General features: G+C 53.1%; 12 protein-coding genes and 1 rRNA gene. 3 read left to right on the forward strand and 10 right to left on the reverse strand.

Annotated features, from left to right (window positions below):
• Nucleotides 1–602 (reverse strand): 16S ribosomal RNA (locus IEW52_RS14670); the annotation flags it as partial.
• 250 nt (nt 603–852) lie between these two features.
• On the opposite strand from IEW52_RS14670, the gene IEW52_RS14675 reads away from it, so the two are divergent.
• Nucleotides 853–2,055, forward strand: coding sequence for an NnrS family protein (locus IEW52_RS14675; RefSeq protein ID WP_188630843.1), 1,203 nt, complete (start codon nt 853–855; stop codon nt 2,053–2,055).
• Between the two features lie 243 nt (nt 2,056–2,298).
• On the opposite strand, the gene clpB is transcribed toward IEW52_RS14675, so the two are convergent.
• From clpB to rluD, 3 genes are all read right to left on the reverse strand, one after another.
• Nucleotides 2,299–4,878, reverse strand: coding sequence for an ATP-dependent chaperone ClpB (gene clpB / locus IEW52_RS14680; protein ID WP_188630832.1), 2,580 nt, complete (start codon nt 4,876–4,878; stop codon nt 2,299–2,301).
• Nucleotides 4,879–5,237: 359 nt separating this feature from the next.
• Nucleotides 5,238–5,975 (reverse strand): peptidoglycan editing factor PgeF, encoded by a 738-nt coding sequence (gene pgeF, locus IEW52_RS14685; protein WP_188630833.1) that lies wholly within the window; start codon nt 5,973–5,975, stop codon nt 5,238–5,240.
• A 17-nt stretch (nt 5,976–5,992) separates the two neighbouring features.
• Nucleotides 5,993–6,973, reverse strand: a complete 981-nt coding sequence (gene rluD, locus IEW52_RS14690) for a 23S rRNA pseudouridine(1911/1915/1917) synthase RluD (protein ID WP_188630834.1) — start codon at nt 6,971–6,973, stop codon at nt 5,993–5,995.
• Between the two features lie 113 nt (nt 6,974–7,086).
• Here rluD and IEW52_RS14695 point away from each other — a divergent pair, with 113 nt between their 5' ends.
• Nucleotides 7,087–7,833, forward strand: a complete 747-nt coding sequence (locus tag IEW52_RS14695; RefSeq protein WP_188630835.1) for an outer membrane protein assembly factor BamD — start codon at nt 7,087–7,089, stop codon at nt 7,831–7,833.
• Nucleotides 7,834–7,911: 78 nt separating this feature from the next.
• Here IEW52_RS14695 and IEW52_RS14700 read toward each other — a convergent pair whose 3' ends face one another.
• The 5 genes from IEW52_RS14700 to IEW52_RS14720 all read right to left on the reverse strand — a co-directional run bounded on the left by IEW52_RS14700 (nt 7,912) and on the right by IEW52_RS14720 (nt 14,586).
• Nucleotides 7,912–8,661: an ABC transporter substrate-binding protein gene (locus IEW52_RS14700; RefSeq protein WP_188630836.1), complete on the reverse strand. Its 750-nt coding sequence runs from the start codon at nt 8,659–8,661 to the stop codon at nt 7,912–7,914.
• Between the two features lie 94 nt (nt 8,662–8,755).
• Entirely contained in the window at nt 8,756–8,938 is a 183-nt protein-coding gene (locus IEW52_RS14705) for a C1orf53 family protein (protein ID WP_188630837.1), read from the reverse strand.
• 201 nt (nt 8,939–9,139) lie between these two features.
• Entirely contained in the window at nt 9,140–10,729 is a 1,590-nt protein-coding gene (gene gshA / locus IEW52_RS14710) for a glutamate--cysteine ligase (RefSeq protein WP_188630838.1), read from the reverse strand.
• Nucleotides 10,730–10,793: 64 nt separating this feature from the next.
• Nucleotides 10,794–13,604, reverse strand: a complete 2,811-nt coding sequence (locus tag IEW52_RS14715) for a M16 family metallopeptidase (protein ID WP_188630839.1) — start codon at nt 13,602–13,604, stop codon at nt 10,794–10,796.
• A 49-nt stretch (nt 13,605–13,653) separates the two neighbouring features.
• Nucleotides 13,654–14,586: an NADP-dependent oxidoreductase gene (locus IEW52_RS14720; RefSeq protein WP_188630840.1), complete on the reverse strand. Its 933-nt coding sequence runs from the start codon at nt 14,584–14,586 to the stop codon at nt 13,654–13,656.
• Between the two features lie 207 nt (nt 14,587–14,793).
• On the opposite strand from IEW52_RS14720, the gene IEW52_RS14725 reads away from it, so the two are divergent.
• A complete protein-coding gene (locus IEW52_RS14725; protein WP_188630841.1) occupies nt 14,794–14,961 on the forward strand; it encodes a hypothetical protein in 168 nt (55 codons plus the stop codon).
• Nucleotides 14,962–15,152: 191 nt separating this feature from the next.
• On the opposite strand, the gene IEW52_RS14730 is transcribed toward IEW52_RS14725, so the two are convergent.
• The gene (locus tag IEW52_RS14730) at nt 15,153–15,890 is read right to left on the reverse strand and encodes a ferredoxin--NADP reductase (protein ID WP_188630842.1); all 738 of its coding nucleotides are present in this window, start codon (nt 15,888–15,890) and stop codon (nt 15,153–15,155) included.
• Nucleotides 15,891–16,066: the final 176 nt, after the last annotated feature.

Genomic DNA, 16,066 nt, shown 5'->3' on the forward strand with positions numbered 1-16,066 from the left:
AGTTCCAAATGCAGTTCCCGAGTTGAGCTCGGGGCTTTCACATCTGGCTTAACAAACCGCCTGCGTGCGCTTTACGCCCAGTTATTCCGATTAACGCTTGCACCCCTCGTATTACCGCGGCTGCTGGCACGAAGTTAGCCGGTGCTTCTTCTGTGGTTAACGTCACAGTAGCAACGTATTAAGCTGCTACCTTTCCTCACCACTGAAAGTGCTTTACAACCCGAAGGCCTTCTTCACACACGCGGCATGGCTGCATCAGGGTTTCCCCCATTGTGCAATATTCCCCACTGCTGCCTCCCGTAGGAGTCTGGGCCGTGTCTCAGTCCCAGTGTGACTGGTCATCCTCTCAGACCAGTTAGAGATCGTCGCCTTGGTGAGCCGTTACCTCACCAACAAGCTAATCTCACTTGGGTTCATCCAATCGCGCAAGGCCCGAAGGTCCCCTGCTTTCCCCCGTAGGGCGTATNGTTCTCAACGACCTGCGAGTGCCCACACAGTTTGCTTGATAAATTGTTAAAGAGCGCTTGATTCTGTCGAATCAGGAAGGCGTATTATACGCACTCCGTAGTGTTCGTCAAGTGTTGATTCAAACTTTGTTTCGTTCTCTTCAAACCCTTGTGACCGTAGGCCGGTTGCCCCGTGTCAGTGGATGCGCATTATAGGGAAGCCTCGTTTTAGCGCAAGGGCTAATTTGTAAAAAACACGCTTTTCAACGTCAACTGCGCACCAATCAAACTAATCGTTCATTAATACTTCAATCAGGCATAATTTAGGCACTATTTTGATCCCGATCGGCTTGTTTTGATGAGTACTCCATATAATATGTATATTAAATACCATTAAAGGCAGCGACTGATGCAAATACTGGATGCAAATAAAGAGCACAAAATATGGCCTTTGTTCCGGCTGGGCTTTCGCGTGTTCTTTTTAGGGGGAGCCTTGTTCTCGGCCTTGGGGATGTTGCTGTGGATACTCACTTTGTCTGGGGTTACAACATTGCCAGGAGTGCAGAATCCCATTTGGTGGCATGCCCACGAAATGTTGTTTGGCTTTACGCTGGCGATAGTCGCGGGTTTTGTAATGACCGCGATGCAGAACTGGACCGGTGTTCCTGGGATCAAAAGCTGGCCACTGGCGGTGGTCTCGCTGTTATGGTTGCTCCCCCGTTTGTTGATGCCACTGCGCGGTGAGCTCAATCCGTTGGTGATCACCCTGGATTTAGTCTGGCTACCTATCGTCGCCGGCATGCTGGCTCGCCCGGTACTGCAAGTAAAACAATGGCGTAATCTGTTTTTTGTACCCTTGTTTTTGTTTTTCACCTTGCTGAATGCATTGAGCTATTACGCGGCCGTGAGTGGTAACTGGCAGCTAAGTGAACGTGTCTTTATTACCATGGTGCTGGCACTCAGCGCGCTGATTACGGTAATGGGCGGGCGAGTGATTCCGTTTTTTACCGCTCGAGCTACCCATACCGATAAAGTAGAACCACTACCGTGGCTGGAAAAACTGAGTTTGATTTCAATTTGGCTGTCGGTATTCACCTGGTTACTCTTGCCCCGTATTCCTGCGACCAACCTGTTGCTGGCACTCATTCTTATAGTGACCGCTATCGCCCACCTTATCCGCTTGTCACGTTGGAACTACAAGTTAACGGTTCCTGTACCTTTGCTCTGGGTGCTGCACCTGGGGTATGCGTTTATTCCGCTAGGCTTGCTGGCCTTGGCTGCTACTTCAATACAAATGGGGATAAGCGTCTCTCTGGCCAGTCACTGGTTAAGTGCAGGCGCAATGGGTAGCGTGATCTTGGGAATGATAGCACGGGTCTCGCTTGGGCATTCTGGCCGAGCGCTCGATATTACTCGCCCCATGGTGCTGGCGTTTGTGCTGGTCATACTGGCGGCCATTTTACGCAGCCTGCTGCCCATGATAGCGCCAGCCTTGACGCTAACAGCCTACCATAGCAGTGCCGCGTGCTGGATTGCGGCATATGGCATTTTTTGCTGGATATATTGGCCGATACTAACGCAGCCACGAGCAGACGGGCATCCTGGATAAATGAAAGCCGTAAGCGATCAGCTATAAGTTAAACAAAAAAGCACCGACCCTTTTGGGGTCGGTGCTTTTTAATGAATTCTCCGAAGCAGAATAGTTTTGGATTATATTTCGACAAAAAATCCCGCTGAGACGGGACTAGCAGCTAAAGCGCTAGGCTACAAAAGACTGTGTTTCTGTAACCCCACGCTTTAGCTGTGGGTTCTGCGAAGCAGGTTTGTCCTCTTCACTCTTTACGCTTTCCCTTTACGGCTCTTGGTTAAAGACCAGTCCGTTGTCATCGGCATCCAGCGCCAGAGGTTTGCCGGGAATAACCTTGCCGGACAATATGGCCTGCGCCAGCGGGTTTTCGATTTTTTGCTGAATAGCGCGCTTCAATGGTCGCGCACCAAACAGCGGATCGAAACCGGCATGAGTTAACTTGTCCAGCAATTCTTCACTCACCGTCACCTCATAACCTTTATCTTCCAACCGAGCCATCAAGCCCTGCAACTGAATACGAGCAATAGACTTGATCTGCTCCTCAGCCAAGGGATGAAAGACCACTATATCGTCGATACGGTTGATAAATTCGGGCCGGAACTGGTGGCTAAGCACTCCGAGCAGCATTTCCTTCATTTCTTCATAGGCTTTTTCGTGATTATGCTCCTGGATCAGATCGGATCCGATATTCGAGGTCATGATCACCACCGTATTACGAAAATCAACGGTGCGCCCCTGGCCATCGGTCAAGCGGCCGTCATCCAATACCTGCAACAGAATATTGAATACATCGGGATGCGCTTTTTCCACTTCATCGAGCAAGATCACCGAATAGGGCTTGCGACGTACCGCCTCGGTCAGATATCCGCCTTCTTCATAACCTACATAACCGGGAGGCGCGCCTACCAGACGCGATACCGAATGCTTTTCCATAAACTCCGACATGTCGATGCGTACCATGGCATCTCGGCTGTCGAACAGAAAGTCGGCCAGCGCCTTGCACAGCTCGGTTTTCCCCACACCGGTCGGGCCCATAAACAGAAACGATCCCACGGGACGGTTCGGATCCGACAAGCCGGCACGACTACGACGAATGGCATTGGATACCGTTTCTACGGCTTCGTTTTGTCCTATTACCTGCTCATGCAGGCTGTCTTCCATGCGCAGTAGCTTGTCTTTTTCTCCTTCGAGCATTTTTGCTACCGGAATTCCGGTCCAGCGTGACAATACATCGGCAATTTCTTCGTCGGTGACACGGTTTTTAAGCAGGTGCTGCTCTTGCATCTCGGCCTGTCCGGCCAGATCCAGCTGTTTTTCCAGCTCGGGAATACGCCCGTATTGCAGCTCCGACATCCGCCCCAAATCCCCGGCTCGACGAGCCACTTCCAGCTCCCGGCGCACCTGCTCCAATTCCGACTTGATGTGCTGAGTGCCGGCCATGGCGGCTTTTTCCGACAGCCAGATCTCTTCCAGATCCGCATATTCGGTTTCTTTTTCCTTTAACTCGTCACGGATCAACTGCAAGCGCTTCAAGCTGCCTTCATCATCTTCTTTGAGCAACGCCTGCTCTTCCAGTTTCAACTGAATGATACGTCGTTCCAGCTTATCCAGTGGCTCGGGCTTGGAGTCGATTTGCAAACGAATGCTGGATGCCGCCTCATCAATCAAATCGATGGCTTTATCCGGCAACTGACGGTCGGCAATATAACGGTGGGATAATACTGCCGCTGCCACTATGGCCGGATCGGTAATTTGCACATGGTGATGCAACTCGTAACGCTCTTTCAAGCCCCGCAGAATGGCGATGGTATCTTCCACCGACGGCTCATTAATCAACACCTTTTGGAAGCGGCGCTCAAGGGCGGCATCTTTTTCTATATATTGACGATACTCATCAAGAGTCGTCGCACCCACACAGTGTAATTCGCCGCGCGCCAGCGCCGGTTTAAGCATATTCCCCGCATCCATGGCTCCTTCGCCTTTACCCGCGCCGACCATGGTATGCAACTCGTCAATAAACAGGATCACCTGACCCTCTTCTTTAGCCAACTCGTTCAGCAGTGCTTTAAGACGCTCTTCGAATTCACCGCGGTACTTGGCACCGGCAATCAGCGCGCCCATATCCAGCGACAATACCCGCTTGCCTTTCAGCCCTTCTGGCACTTCGCCGTTAATGATCCGGCTGGCCAGCCCTTCGGCAATCGCCGTTTTACCAACGCCTGGCTCACCAATAAGTACCGGATTGTTTTTGGTGCGCCGTTGCAATACCTGAATGGTACGGCGAATTTCATCGTCACGGCCAATCACCGGATCCAGCTTGCCCTGTTCCGCACGCTCGGTAAGGTCTATGGTGTATTTTTCCAGCGCCTGACGATTTTCTTCGGCGTTGGGGTCATCCACCTTTTGCCCGCCTCGTACACTTTCAATGGCATTGCTCAGGTTATCTTTGGTTAACCCCACTCGTTTGAGCAATTCACCCAATTCTCCCTTTTCATCCAGGGCCGCCAGCAAGAACAATTCGGATGAGATATAGGCATCTTTGCGCTGTTGCGCCAGCTTGTCGCATTGATTGAGCAGGCGCGCCAGCACCGGCGACACCTGCACATCCATGTCACCGCCACTGACTTTGGGCAAACGGTCGAGAGACTTGTCGAGCTCAACACGCAGCGTATTACCATCCACGCCAGAGGTCGTCAGCAGGGGCCGCAAGGTCCCCCCTTCCTGATTAAGCATGGCCACTAATAAATGTGCCGGCTCTATGTAGGCGTGATCCCGCCCCACCGCCATGGATTGGGCATCTTGCAGAGCTAGCTGAAATTTACTGGTAAGACGATCGAGTCGCATCAGAACTTTCCTCCAACAATCCGCCCAGCGGCGGGAAAAAGATAAGTGTTTACTGATAGTAAAGATGGGGGGTAATGGTGAAATTTCAAGCTTTAAGGGGGAAGAAAGAACGTGAGATGTAGGGTGTGAGAAGGTAAAAACAGACCTTAAAGAGTAAAGACTTCTTCGCCACGGAACCCACAGCAACCACGGACGAAGAGCGACAAGGGATTGGGGGCTCGGATTGGGAGTTAAACACCTCATGCTTGACGATTCACACCTCACGGAATTAAGTAAGGTTTTACCAAATCAAGATTCGCTTTGACCTTAATTTTTCCGTGGGTTCCGTGGCAAAAAGTCATTCTTCTCGAAGCCTGTACTCAATCCAGCCAGATCAGGCTGGCCTGGCGGCCGGTGACTTGATCCCGCCGATAAGAGAAAAAACGTGTGGCATCGCTATGGGTGCAACAATCTCCACCGTAAAACTGTTTTACGCCAGCTGCAACCAGTCGCAAACGTGCCAGCTGATAGATGTCGGCCAACCACTTGTCATGTTGCGGGTCGCCCTGAGGCATAAAGGCATGCTCGGTAAGCGGCGAGTGCGCCATAAATGCCGCCCGCACTTCGCCTCCTACTTCAAAGGCCTTCGGTCCAATGGCTGGCCCCAACCAGACCAGTACGGTGGCGGGGTCGACGGCCATGGCCTGCAAGGTGGCTTCCAATACACCCGCCGCCAGGCCTCGCCAACCGGCGTGAGCTGCGCCCACGACTGTGCCTGCCTGATCGCAGAACAATACCGGCAGGCAATCGGCCGTCATTATGCTGCACACCTGGCCCGGAGTACGACTAACCACCGCATCGGCGGTCAGGTTGCCGGTGTTATCGGGCAAAGTCAGCACCCGGGTACCATGCTCTTGCTCCAGCCACACTGGCGCACTGGGCAGGCTTAAACAGGCCGCCAATTGTGCTCGGTTCGCGACCACATTAGCGGGGTTATCGCCCACATGAGCGCCCAGATTCAAGCTGGTAAAGGGCGCCGGGCTAACGCCACCGCTACGCGTACTTTGTGCCGAAAATACACTGGCCGGGGCTGGCCAGTTGGGCAAGATCAGATCCATGGTTTCAGGTTCGCCACTTAAGTCCACACCAGATCATCCGGGTGGGCTGCGGTATCCGCTTTCAGCAGCTCGATCAATTCCACAAAATCATCGGGTAGTGGTGCTTGCCACTGCATGATCTCGCCACTGATCGGGTGCTCCAGGCGCAGCATAACCGCATGCAAAGCCTGGCGCTTGAAGCTACGCAAGAAGGCCAGCAGCTCAGGTTCGGCACTACGTGGTGGCTTAAGGCGACCGCCGTATACCGGGTCCCCTACCAGCGGATGCTGCAAATGCGCCATATGGACGCGAATTTGGTGAGTACGACCGCTTTCGAGGCGCAAACGCAGACGGGTGTGAGCCCGAAATTTTTCCATTACCCGATAATGGGTGACGGCTGGCTTGCCTGATGGCACTACCGCCATTTGAATACGCTGGGTTGGGTGACGACCAATGTTGGCGTCTACCGTACCGCCGGAGGTCATGTGACCAATGGCTACTGCTTCATATTCACGGGTGATCTCGCGGCCTTGCAACGCCGTGACCAGATGCGTTTGTGCGGGTATGGTTTTGGCCACCACCATTAGTCCTGTGGTGTCTTTGTCTAACCGATGCACTATGCCGGCACGTGGTACTTCGGCAATGCTGGGGCAGTAATGCAACAGCCCGTTCAGCAAGGTACCACCGGGCGTACCGGCACCGGGGTGCACCACCAGACCGGCAGGCTTGTTGATGACCATGATGTCATCGTCTTCATAGACAATGTTCAGAGGCATATCTTCGGGATCGAAGCGCACATCGTCTTCCAGCTCGGCGTGAATAACCACTTGCTGGCCCGACTGCACTTTTTCGCGCGGCTTGTTGGCCACTTGGCCATCTAGCTGTACCTGATCCTGCTGGATCCAGGTTTTTATGCGGGTACGAGAATAATCAGGGAACATTTCTGCCAACGTCTGATCTAAACGCTGACCGAACTGGTGATCGGCGACGGTGCCGTTTAATTCAATTTGCTGGCTCATAGCGACGACTGGTTACCAAATGATGTTTAATTGGGTATTCTAACGGTTCTTGACGCTGAGCTTAATCAGTTTCCGCTTACTTGGCTCTTAAATCGCAAAAATGGACTCTTTACATGGCTAAACAACGAAGCGTATGGCTCACTTTGACTCTCGCCCTGGCACTTGCCGCCACGGGTTGCTCCAGCACTAAAAAAGATGCAGTACCGGATGAGCCACCCGAAGTACTCTATCAGGATGCACAAGCCCGGCTGCAGGCCGGTAATTTTATCCGCGCCGCCGAGCTGCTCGAAGCCATGGACTCTCGTTATCCGTTTGGGGCTTACTCTAACCAGGTACAGCTTGATTTGATTTACGCCTATTACAAGCAGGACGATACCGCTCGCGCCCTGGCCAATATAGACCGTTTTATTCGCCTGAACCCCAATCATCCCAGTGTGGATTATGCGCAATATATGCGCGGCCTGACCAATATGGCCACCGACTATAACTTTTTTCAAGAGCTGATGAATATAGACAGAACCGACCGTGATCCTGCCTATGCGCGCCAGGCTTTTGCCGATTTTCGTCAGTTGCTGCGCCAGTATCCGGATAGCGTCTATGCCGCCGATGCACGTGCCCGTATGATCAGCCTGAAAAATCGTTTATCCAAATACGACCTGGCCGTGGCACAATTTTACATGAAGCGCGGTGCCTGGCTGGCCGCCGCCAACCGCGCCAAGCAGATAGTCGAGTCTTACCCCGACACCGACACCCTGCGCCCCGCGCTGGAAATAATGGCCGAGGCCTACAACACCCTGGGCCTGACCCAAATGGCCAACAATGCCAAAGCGGTATTGCGCGCCAACTACTCGGCGGGTTAATAGCTAGCCCTCAGCTTGGTATTTACACAAAAAAGCCCTGAGCAATCAGGGCTTTTTTATTGCTGTTGCTCAGAGCTATTAGCTGTAAAGCGATTCCAAATAGCGCAGGCAGCGGATGCCGTACCAGCACAGGGGCTCGCCGTCGAGCAAGACGGCGGGCTGTTGCAGCTCTTGCTGGGTGGTGGCCAGTTGCTTGGCAAAGGGGTACGGCTCGGTGGAACACAGCAACACCGGGTTAAGCTGTTGAATCTCCTCGATGTCGAGCGCGGGATAATTAGGCTCCAGGGCGATCAGCCTGTCGGCCAAGCCCAAGAGCGAGAATACTGAAAAAATATAGGTATGGCGGCCGATGGTCATGTAGGGCTTGCGCCAAATGAGATACAACCAGGGGCGCTTATCGTCGAGTACCGAGCCTGCGACGGCGTCTTTATGCTCAAGCAATGGCAAGGCCCCAGGCTGAATAGGGGCTGAATTATCCAGCACAACCTGAAAACGGGCAGCCAGTGCAATTAAGCCATGGTTGTTAAGCTGTTGCGCCAATAAACGCAGTGCCCGTGGCATCTGCTGCACCGAACTCAGGTGAGTGGCGAAATAAGGAAACGGGCAGCCATCGGCCATTTCTCGGGTATTTTCTTCTTTATCGAAAATCACCAGATCCGGCGCCAATGCCGTGACTTTATCCCATTGCACATCTTTGGTGCCGCCCACCACGGCGATGTCGGCTACCTGCTCGGCGGGATGAATACAGTAGCGGGTACGCCCCACTACATTCACGCCACAGGCAATAAGTGTTTCGGTCCAGGACGGCACCATACAAACAACGCGCATTTACTTCTCCTGAGCCCTTCGGGTAGCTTTACGGCCTACGTTATGCGCCGTACGTTATCAAGATGATGTTTGTCTTTAACGTACGGCGCATAGCTTATGGCTGCTTTTTGATCGGGTAAGGGCAATGTCGGCAGCCGTTGCCACAGCAGTAACCGCGCTTTAAATGAAAAGCGGCAGTAAATACCGAATAGCCATTTTCAATATAGTAATCTTCGGTTTCGCTCAGCGGCGCAGGCTCTACAGCAGAATTGGCCGTTGGCGGACTTTCTTGGTTCATTAGGTTCTCTGCACAGAAATTAAGGATTTTCGTCTGCGACGAAATACGAGAGCAAGCATTCGTCTACAGAAGATAAACCTAAAAACGAAATACCGGGGCGAGCCCGGTATGACGGTATATAGCAACAGCAGTCGGTTACTCTTGTCTGAAAAACATCGCCGCTCAAACACACATCTGGTGGCAATGGATGTTGGACATGTCTTAACTCTTGGCGAAATAACCTTCTAAAAATGCATCAAAGCTGATGCGGTCAGACTGCTCTACCTTGCGCTGGCGAGCAACCGACCGGCTACCCTCCTGATCAAAATAGCTGTCTTCCCAATACAGGGGACGGCTTTGCTGCAACTGATCGTGATAGCGTTTAGAAAGCGCCAGACCAAATGGCAATATGTCTTGATCCGCTTGCTTCAACTGCGCCAGCAATTTCGCCGACAGCGTTAAATCAGCATCCTGGATTGCCGCCAGATGCTGCTGATGGGCCTTGCCGTAACAGCCTTTGCCACAGCAGGCATCCAGCAGATCGGCGACCTCTTTTAGCTCGCCAAAATGACGTTCGCCCAACGCCTGTAACGTAACGGGGTTTTCGCCAAACACTTCCAGTTCAAGGCCGGGCTTGCGCCCTTCCAGCACTACTTTGTTGAAATTGCGCCTGTTCAGCGCATTTTCTTCTTCGCTTAACGGTGCCGATGGAGACAGCAGGCACCAGAGCAGGAAGGTGTCCAGAAAACGAATTTGTGGTGCATCTATGCCCACCGCCGAAAACGGATTCACGTCTACCGAGCGCAACTCGATATACTCGATACCCCGGGTGCCAAGGGCGTCTGACGGTTTTTCACCGCTTTCGGCGGTTCGCTTGGGTCGAATGGGCGCATAGAGTTCGTTTTCTATCTGCAGCACATTGTCATTCAACTGGCGATATTCGCCATCGACCTTAACGCCAATTTTGGCAAACTCGGCGGCATGGGTACCAATAGCCTTGCGTAACGAAGCCACGTATTGATCCAGGCTATCGAGCGAGATATTCAGATCAGCCTGGGCATTGTTGGTGTAGCCCAAATCCGAGAGTCGCAGCGAGGTCGCGTATGGCAGATAAAGAGTGCCCTTGCCCAGACGCTCGAAGGGTAGCTGATGTTTGGAGCCCGACAAGAATGAACCACACAAAGCCGGTGAGGCGCCGAACAAATAGGGTATTAACCAGCCAAAACGATACACGTTACGGATCAGGCCGAGATATTTTTCGGACACAAAATCCTGTAAAAAGGCGTTATTGCCTTCCTGATGATGCCATTCACTCCAGAAGCTGTCGGGCATAGAGAAGTTGAAATGCACACCCGAGATCACCTGCATGCGGCTGCCGTATCTATGATGCAGACCCTGGCGGTACAGGGTTTTCATGCGGCCCACGTTGGATGAGCCATATTGCGCCAGCGGGATCTGTTCGTCTCCGCCTTTCAGCAGGCAGGGCATACTGAGCGGCCACAGCTGCTCTTCCCCCAAATGGCGCATCACATAACCGTGAATATCGCCCAGTTGCGCCAGCAGAATATCCACCGAGTCGGAGACCGGGGTAATAAACTCCATTTGCGACTCGGAAAAATCGGTGGTGATGCTGCCGTGGGTTAACGCAGAGCCCAATGACTTGGGATGCCCGGTTTGAGCCAGATTACCATCGGGCTGAATACGCAAACTTTCACGCTCGATACCGCGACGGATCCCCTTGATGGCAGGAAGGCATTCTGGCTGGTGCCAGACTTGAATTCGTTCGGCCAGTGTTAATGGTGTTTTAGTCATTATTGGTTACCTGTTTGCATCTGGCAGCCCTGATACGGGCAACCAGACGAGAGGTCTGGCCTCGTTACTCAATGGCAAAGTCGTGTAATGGTAAATGGAGCTCGGAGAGTGATTTTTCAAGCTTTGCTTTATCACCCACCACCACTATCACCATATCACTGGGATCAAGCCACTGTTTGGCAAGTTCAGTCAATGCCTTGGCGTCGACGTCGCTCACAATTTTCTGCTGTTGTTCAAGATAATCCGGCGACAGCTCCATCATGGCCAACTGCAGTAAAAAACCGGCCTTGTTACTCAGGGTTTCATAGGCCAGGGCATCCTGCTGGGAGTAACTGCTGCGCAAGTAAGCCAGCTCAGCCTCATTCGGACCTTCTTTTTTAAACTGCTTGAATTCCTGCAGTATATTTTCGATGGCCTCGGCAGTAACGTCGCCTCGTACATCGGTCGCAACCAGAAACACCCCGGCATCACGGTTGCCGGTGAAATAAGAGTTGGCGCCATAGGTGAAACCTTTGTCTTCACGCAGGTTCTGGTTAATGCGGCTGTTGAAGTTACCGCCCAGATTAAAGTTCATCAAATTAGCATGAAAGAAAGGCCCGGTGGCATCCAGTGGCAATGCTCTGTGCCCCACTCTCAGCACCGACTGCACGGCACCGGGTACATCAACAATATAAATTCCCGGCTTGGCAGGCTGAGGCTGAACGTCAACCTCTGGTATTTTGGGCACCTCGCCCTGCCACTGAGTTAAAAAAGCAAACGCGGACTTGGCTTCGGTGGCATCAAGATCGCCGGCAATCAACACATGACCATGGGCCGGATTATAGTAGCGCTGATAATAATCCCGCACTTGCTCCAGAGTGATAGCCGCCACCTGCTCGGGTCGTCCCTCATCAGGCAAGCCCATGCGGGTTTCACCATACATCAGCTGACGAAACGCCTGCTGTGCCAACCAGGAAGGCTGATGACGACTTTGCGCCATCGACTCCAGCGCTCGGGTTTTTACCTGATTGAAATCTTGCTCCCGAAAACCGGGATTGAATAATAGCTCTTCGACCAGCTCCAGGGTTTGTGGCAGGGTGTCGGTCATGGTGGTGATGTTGACAAGGTTGGTATAAAAGCCGTTACTCACACTGACACTGGCACCGAGTCTTTCGAGTGCTTCACTGAATTCGCCCGAGCTCAGACGCTCGGTGCCCTGATTCATCATGGCAGCAGTCAAACTGGCTAATCCCACTTCATCGGGCTGTTCGGTACGTAGCCCCCCGGGAAAAGCCAGGATAATGGACACGGCAGGAATTTCGTCGTTGACGATGCCTTGCAACTGAATGCTCTCCCCCAGAGTGTCTTGCCACAGGGTAGGCACCTTGATCTGAACCGGGGCCGCCGCCTGGGGCATCTTGCTGCGATCAAAGTCATCCTGTACTTTGCGCTCAGGAATGTCGGCCACAAGTTGTTCGCCAGCGGCTGGCAGCTCGCGCTTGGGCGTCACATAGTTCGGCTTGGCCACCTGCCAGTCGGTTTTGCCTGTAGGTACCACGCTTAACGCCGCCACCGGTTTATTTTGCAGATATTTTTGATACACCGTACTCACCTGCTCTGGTGTGGTGCTGGCCAGCTGACGCCAGGCGTTGATGGCAAACAGAGGATCGCCTTTCAGTACCTCACCCAGCGCCAATTGCCGCGCCTTACCCTTGGTGCTGTCCAACCCCAGAATAAGGTCGGCACGCAGCTCGGTCACCGCCTTGTCGACATCTGCTTTTTTAATGCCTCGCTCGGCCAACTCGGCCACAATACGGTCTACTTCGGCCTTGAGCGGCGCTAACGAGCCATCTTCAGAAGGATTGCTATACACCCACACACTCAGGGTGCAGGCCAGCTCGGCGCAATAGTGATTGGCACCGGCACTCACTGCCTTGCCGGTTTCAACCAGCTCTTGATACAAAAGCGAGCTCTTGCCACCGCCCAGCACGTTGGCCAGTACATCCAGTGCCGCTTCGTCTTTATTACCCAGCCACACGGTGGGATAGGACAAATACAGCATCGGCATGCGAATGCGCGAGTCCACCAGGGTTTGATAACGACTATCGCTCAACTTGGCCGGCTGTGGCTTGGCCGCTTTAACCTCGGGTCCGGCCGGAATGGAGCCAAAGTATTTCTCTACCCACTCCAGAGTTTGCCGGGTATCGAAGTCGCCGCTGATCACCAGGGTGGCATTGTTGGGACCATACCAGCGTTTGAAGAAGGCTTTAAGGTGCTCCACATTAACGCGATCCAGGTCTTCCACATAACCAATGGGCTGCCAGCTATAAGGATGATCTCGGGGATACAACAGCTCGCCCATGCGCTCGCCCACCAGTCCATAAGGCTGATTGTCGATGCGCTGGCCGCGTTCGTTTTTCACCGTATCGCGCTGTATTTCAAATTTGCGCTGGCTTACCGCCTCCAGCAAAAACCCCATGCGATCCGCTTCCAGCCACAATACCTTTTCAAGGTGGTTGGCAGGAACGGTCTGAAAGTAATTGGTTCTGTCCTGATTGGTGGTGCCATTCATGGTGCCACCGGCTTCGTTGATCAGTCGAAAATGTTCCTGATCGGCCACATGCTTTGAGCCTTGAAACATCATGTGCTCAAAAAAGTGCGCAAAACCGGTTTGCTCCGGCTCTTCTCGCGCCGAGCCAACATGGTAAGTCATTTCCACATGTACCACGGGATCAGACTTGTCGGTATTAAGCAGCACAGTCAGGCCGTTATCCAGGCGGTACATCTGATAAGGGATCACCAACCCATCTTCCGACTGCTTGACCTGCTGCACCAACTCGGGAGCCGCAGCTGCCAGCATGGGGCACAGCAGCAATAACAGAGACCAAAACTTCATGGAGTTTCCTTATGTAAAATACCGAAAAATTGAAAGCCGCAAGCCCAAATTAGCCTTGTAGTAAAATCTTGCCGCGGGTGTGGCCGGTTTCAATCTGGCGATGAGCGTCAGCTCCCTCGGCCAGGGAATAAATCTGGCTCACCTCTACCCGTAACCTCCGCTCGGCAACGGCCGTAACCAAAGAGGCAAGTTGTTGATTATCATTGTGCTTGAGCATGCCGGTAGCGCTTAATCCCTGAGATTCGGCGGCTGCTATCACTTCCTTGGCGGTAATGGTCGGCACCGTAACCACCCGGCCTTCGGGTTTAACCTGAGCCAGCAAGGCTTGTCCGGAAGCACCGCCCACCAAATCCAGCAGCAGGTCGACCGGAGCCAAGGCCGCCAATTGCTGCTCATCGCGATAATCCAGCACTTCATCGGCACCCAGGTTATGCAGGAAGTCATGGTTGACCGGTGACGCCAGGGCAACCACCGTCGCTCCCAGATCTTTGGCCAGTTGCACCGCCAGATGACCCACTCCTCCGGCCGCAGCGGAAATCAGTACCCGCTCGCCTGCTTTAAGCAGCCCGTGCTCGGTCAGCCCCTGCCAGGCGGTAATCCCCGCCAGTGACAGGCCAGCGGCCATTTCATCACTCACGGCTTTAGGCACACGCAACAGGGTATTGGCCGCTACCACCAGCTGCTCGCTGTAGCCTGCGCCTGCCAGCAGGCCAAATACCCGATCGCCCACATGATGAATATTCACTTCGGAGCCCACTTCCAACACGGTGCCCATCACCTCCAGTCCCGGCGACCAGGGCAGGCTATCTTTTATGGCCTCGGCGCCCCAGCCCAAACCGGCCCGTGTTTTGGCATCCACCGGATTCACTCCGGCATAATGCATTTTCACACGCATTTCATTGGCCGCCAGCGCAGGGCTTGTGCTCTCGGTCAATACCAACTGCTCCGCATCGCCAAACGCCTGAATAACCAACTGCTTCATGGGGTACTCCTTGTCCATTCACGATAAGCGAGACTCGGCTCGCAACAAAGTCTGACTGCCGTTGCCTGAACCCGGCTCGGTTCAGTGTGCGCTATAGTATGGCCTCAATTGACCATGGATCATAATTAGCTCAATCACGCATCCATTGTTACAGTGCATTGATGGAAACATTTTTATTCTGCCCTCAAACGTAGAAGGCTTATCATCATGACCCGACTGTTCTTGCTGCCTTTGATACCGGCATTATTCTGGTATCTGTTTTTGTTTTATAACCAGATTCCGATTAAACAGGGCGCCCGTGTCTTTTACTGGATTATTGGCCTTGGCTGGGGGCTGGCGGCATTGCTGAGCCTGATGATGATATTAACCCGATAAACCAAAGCTGTAAGCGTTAAGCCGTAAGCTGTCAGAAATACACTCGAACGCGCTAAGATTGCTTTATACCCGTCAGGTTCTGCGCGCTCTGGTGAGATCCACAGAATAGCTTGAAGCTAACAGTTGGATACAGTGACCAACAGCCCAATCGGACCGCTGATCGCTGACGGCTTAATGCTAATAGCTGTTTTTCACCAATAGTTTTCCATCAATATCTGGCCTGGCTTGCGCCGCAAGTGCTTTTGCAACCCCTTGAGTTTCAGTTCACCCAGCGTATCTCGCACCATTTGCGGGTTGCCGCACAGCAGTACCCGGCTGTGCTCCGGGCTGAATACCAGGCCGGTTTTTTGCTCCAGGCTGCCATTGGCAATGGCGTGGGTAATACGGCCGCGTTCGGTACCGGTAATGGCCTCTCGTGAGACAAAGGGAACATAATGAAAGTTCAGCCGCCCGCGGGTTAATTCGCCAATGCGATCTCGATAACCCAGCTCTTCGCCCAAACGCACCCCATGCACCAGTATAATATTTTCGAACTGCTGCCAGCAGCTGCCCTCGGCCAGCATGGAGACAAATGGCCCCACACCGGTGCCGGTGGCCATCAGCCACAAGTCCCGCCCGGCAGGAACCTCATCCAGTGTTAAAAAGCCGGCCGCCGATCTTTCTATCAATAGTTCGTCACCCACATCAAGCTCGGCCAGATAAGGCGTCAACTGGCCTTCAGGAATAGTCACCAGATAAAACTCACAATCTTGCCCTGGGGCATTCACATAAGAATAGGCACGCGCCACTTTTTTATCTTCGCCATGCCAGGCAAGCTTGGTGAATTGCCCGGCCTTGAATGGCGCCACATCGGCACTCACTACCAAAGAAAACAGTGTATCCGACCATTGCTTGCGGGCTTTGACCCGGCCTGTAATCCAGTCAGCCATTCAGTGCTCTCCTTCATTAGACTCACTCTCACTGTAGCTTTATTGCAGGCAATAAAAAACCCGCGACAAGCGCTAACACCGATCAGTTAAGAATTTTGGCGATCGGTTGACCGATCCTTATACGGCGTCAGAATACCCTCATCACCACATGGTATGAGGGTATTTTTTTGCTTGGT

Source organism: Oceanisphaera marina, assembly GCF_014643915.1.
In the GTDB taxonomy this organism is placed as follows: domain Bacteria; phylum Pseudomonadota; class Gammaproteobacteria; order Enterobacterales; family Aeromonadaceae; genus Oceanimonas; species Oceanimonas marina.

Coding starts and splice junctions, on each gene's coding strand:
- clpB (WP_188630832.1), bottom strand. CDS start 4,878: ATGCGACTCGATCGTCTTACCAGTAAATTTCAGCTAGCTCTGCAAGAT.
- pgeF (WP_188630833.1), bottom strand. CDS start 5,975: ATGGATCTGATCTTGCCCAACTGGCCAGCCCCGGCCAGTGTATTTTCG.
- rluD (WP_188630834.1), bottom strand. CDS start 6,973: ATGAGCCAGCAAATTGAATTAAACGGCACCGTCGCCGATCACCAGTTC.
- IEW52_RS14695 (WP_188630835.1), top strand. CDS start 7,087: ATGGCTAAACAACGAAGCGTATGGCTCACTTTGACTCTCGCCCTGGCA.
- IEW52_RS14700 (WP_188630836.1), bottom strand. CDS start 8,661: ATGCGCGTTGTTTGTATGGTGCCGTCCTGGACCGAAACACTTATTGCC.
- IEW52_RS14705 (WP_188630837.1), bottom strand. CDS start 8,938: ATGAACCAAGAAAGTCCGCCAACGGCCAATTCTGCTGTAGAGCCTGCG.
- gshA (WP_188630838.1), bottom strand. CDS start 10,729: ATGACTAAAACACCATTAACACTGGCCGAACGAATTCAAGTCTGGCAC.
- IEW52_RS14715 (WP_188630839.1), bottom strand. CDS start 13,604: ATGAAGTTTTGGTCTCTGTTATTGCTGCTGTGCCCCATGCTGGCAGCT.
- IEW52_RS14720 (WP_188630840.1), bottom strand. CDS start 14,586: ATGAAGCAGTTGGTTATTCAGGCGTTTGGCGATGCGGAGCAGTTGGTA.
- IEW52_RS14725 (WP_188630841.1), top strand. CDS start 14,794: ATGACCCGACTGTTCTTGCTGCCTTTGATACCGGCATTATTCTGGTAT.
- IEW52_RS14730 (WP_188630842.1), bottom strand. CDS start 15,890: ATGGCTGACTGGATTACAGGCCGGGTCAAAGCCCGCAAGCAATGGTCG.